The organism is Haladaptatus sp. HS23 (genome assembly GCF_056892285.1).
The window spans coordinates 1-3,556 of the sequence record NZ_JBXGLH010000043.1 but is presented as its reverse complement, the minus strand read 5'-3'; the positions used below and the strand labels follow the sequence as shown (position 1 = coordinate 3,556).

At 49.9% G+C, this 3,556-nt stretch carries 2 protein-coding genes; one reads left to right on the top strand and one right to left on the bottom strand.

The window, feature by feature from the left end; translation table 11 throughout:
• A partial coding sequence (locus AC1XDK_RS30660) for an ice-binding family protein (protein WP_483353816.1) occupies positions 1 to 884 on the bottom strand: 884 nt, incomplete at its 3' end.
• A gap of 1,718 nt (positions 885 to 2,602) precedes the next feature.
• On the opposite strand from AC1XDK_RS30660, the gene AC1XDK_RS30655 reads away from it, so the two are divergent.
• The gene (locus AC1XDK_RS30655; RefSeq protein WP_483353815.1) at positions 2,603 to 3,031 is read left to right on the top strand and encodes a DUF7539 family protein; all 429 of its coding nucleotides are present in this window, start codon (positions 2,603 to 2,605) and stop codon (positions 3,029 to 3,031) included.
• Positions 3,032 to 3,556: the final 525 nt, after the last annotated feature.

Genomic DNA, 3,556 nt, shown 5'->3' with positions numbered 1-3,556 from the left:
TCCGTGCCGGTGGTGGTTTCCGTGCCGGTGGTTGTTTCCGTGCCGGTGGTTGTTTCCGTGCCGGTGGTTGTTTCCGTTGTCGTAGTCGTCTCGTTAGATTCACAACCTGTGACCGTCGCCTTCTGGAGATTGACAGCAGTCTGTGCGAACAGGCAACCGTTCACTAATGCATTGGTAAGCACATCTATTTTCGTTTGAGTCATCACAATTCCCGCAAATTGTGAGTCCGTTCCGAGCTCCACACCGGCACCGCCAGCAACCTGCCAGACGATGTTATTAACTTGGGCGCCGCCAGTCAAGATGACATTCGTTCCGCTAGCCGTGGTAAGGTTGCCATCTATCTGGAAGACCCAGGTATCATCCGGTCCCCCCGCGAGCGTGATATCCTCGCTTATCGACACGTCTGTGCTCCAGTGGTAGATTCCCGGGAGAAGTACCAGACCTCCAATGTTTCCGCCGTTCAACTCGTTAAAGTCCGGAGGTCCGCGTCCAGCGACTTCGGTGTATGCGGATTCCATATCGCCCACAGCCGTGGTCAGGTTGGATGGAGTCGGTTCCGCGTAATCGGCCGCATATACTTGTCCACTCACTTGATCCGATGTCGAGTACTCGCCCGATGAGTCCAACGTCAGTGAAAAGCCAGTTATGGCGGTCGACGAGGCTGGACTCACTCCAATATTCCCAGTCACATCGGAATCCGGAACGGTAGAGATTCCCGATTTTGCTAGAATCGTATACTCACCGGCCGCTCCAAGATCGACTACCCCAGGATCTGCGGTTTGGGCTTGGATACTGTCTATTCCCCGATCTACTCCGAAGGCAGCAAGCCCACCTGCTGCTAACAGCCCTAGGTAGCTCCTCCTGTCAAATCTGTCTGATGTCATACCGTGACCTCCGACGAGGACTTCTGTGAACTCGATTTAATACTGGCTGATGATGCGTTGACACAGAAATCAAGAGAGGCGTTCTCCCTGTTCGTGTATCCCATGTCTCTTGAGTCCACACTCCGTGTATCGAAAAAATCGGCCATAACGCCGGTAGCGAGCTCGGCTTCCCCGATTCCTCTTCGATCAAACTTGTTTTGGTCGCCAAGTCTTTTTTGCATGTTACATCCGCATCAAATACGGATTTGTATTTCGTTATACACTCCCTGATTGTAGCAATTGAGCCGGTAACTGGTGATTACAATAAATATGAAACGATCTTCATTGAAATCCACCAATATGGAACGAAGCAACTGGTTTGGCTCTCTACTTAGTTCAACCATCTATGACACCGATTCGGCAGGTCGAAACCACGGATCGGATGTCCATCCACACGACTATCCGCGTCCATCGAATGACCGATATTTCTATCCACTGCCGACCGCCTCGAACGACCCACACAACGTGGAAGGTCCTATATCAAAGTCACCGAGGTCGAACTCGTTGCCCGAGCGATTCACACTCCGTGGTGGTGGGCGTACGAACGCGAAACACTCGAGGGGATCAACGAAGTCGAGAATCCGTCGTAATATCGGTTGGATTCAGGAGAAAGAAGATTCATCGTCGTGAAGTTTGGTAGTAGTTCGATGTCGATGATTGATTCAGAGTATAGATTGGAGCAATTCAATCTATGTCAAGGCTACTTATACTGCCGGTTGTTGCACTAACCGCGAGTTGACACACCTAGTCTCAAGTGAATAGCAGCAGTTAGGAAATATTATTGATGACAACAGAACGTTGAATTTGCGAATCGAAATCTGAATGTTCTACCTTTGATTATCTGGGTGATGAAACCGTTCCCTCGGCACTGTCTAGTTACGCGATTCTGTTGTAGAGTGGCGTTTCAACGCCTCTACCGTGAGTGGCTAATGAACCACTTCATCTCCTCATGACTAGATGTTCGGTGAAGCAGTCGAATTCCGTCTTTTCACGCTGCAACCACTCTCGCTGTCAAGAATCAGTCGCTTTTGACAGTGCATAAAATCTCGTTAATCGTACCGCTGTCACTAGGTTTTCCTTATCTAGACAGTGCCGGCCATCTTGAATCGCTCATGCGGTGATCGGTTTTACCCAACGAGCTAGAGTACCTGCTAATAGTGACCATCTACTGGATCACAGTGTCAGCACATCCGTACAAGTGTATGATCTACAGGCACAGCAAGTACAGTACAGAAATTGTACCTGAACACCGAGCAGTTAGGGATTAACGATGTACATTCGTCAGCATGATTCCAGAAGAGATCTGGCACAGAGGTTATCAACGTACATGCCTTCTAGGAACTGTATGCTAACCGATGACATTTCCAACTCCGAGTCAACCCTATACGTGTGTCGGGACTGCGGTGACGGCATCGAAGATCCTGAAGACACTAGCAGATGTTCCCAATGTGGGGGCCATTTGATGAACAGTAGCGTTCCGCACGACGACTAAGAAGCGAAAATTCGTCTCTCATTGAGGTCTCTAGAAAGAGTTCATCCTTCCGAACACTCGAGTATAGACACCAACGATAGTGAACACGAGCGAAGGTTTTCTCACTCAGTTCAGGGTCGCTGTCACCACGTCCACTGACCGAGACGTCGTACGAACGTTGATTGACCTGGCCATTCTTCTAGAGAGTATGGCAGAATTTCCAGACGAGAGACAGCTCGTACTGCGAGCGCGTTCCCAGTTGGAACAATGGACAAACAGTGCCCGAATAGAAGCATTCAGTGAATTGTTCGAAGGTGATACTCCACTCCTCGACCCCGAGGAGTTGCAACGTCTCGATACCCTCGACTCCGCGATGGAACGACAGGGTGGCAATGGTGTGTGGGGTACCGATCAATACGGAATCCATACCGCTAGTACCACAAGTTCGGGGAGTTCGGTCGGGATTGTTTGTGTGTATCATCCTCAGATCACCAAAGACTCCGTTCTTCGGGGAGACGATGGTATCGACGACGAGACCGAAGAACGACTTAATGCAGCACTCTGGCAATATAGCGAGCGCGTTGCGACACTCATAGGAGAACGACTTGATGAGTTCATTCGCCAAACGCAAAGCTGAATTATCCCACCCTACTTGCTCTTTGAGAAAGGGAGGTCCAACACTGAAAATCAGCGGACGCTGTGTCAATTTTGCCTTTTGCACTTGGTCAATTCCCAGATGGCAAGGAATACTCGCTCCACCTAATATCGTGATGGAGTAGGAAAAGAGGTAGCAACAACTAACAGAACCCCGATTATCACGTTCACATAGGGTTGACGCATTGAAAAGCGAGTACACTAAATCTTCGATGCGTATTGCCCGGATCTCAGATATGTTCGCTAACACTTAGTGCGTTCGTGTTCCGGCATGAGGTTGAGAAACACGTTGTCCTCCGCGCTACACTCTGGGCAAGTATGGACGAAGTGGAGACCATCGTCATCGCGCTTTTCGATTCGCCACTCCGACGGGACTGGGCTTCGTTCCCACACACTTGACAGCGTGGGGGATGATCCTAGAGGTAAGTTTGCATGAAGTCGATGAACGATTGCGTTTCATGACGATGTGACCGCATCGTTCGTTGGCTACGACGGCCCCACGTATTAG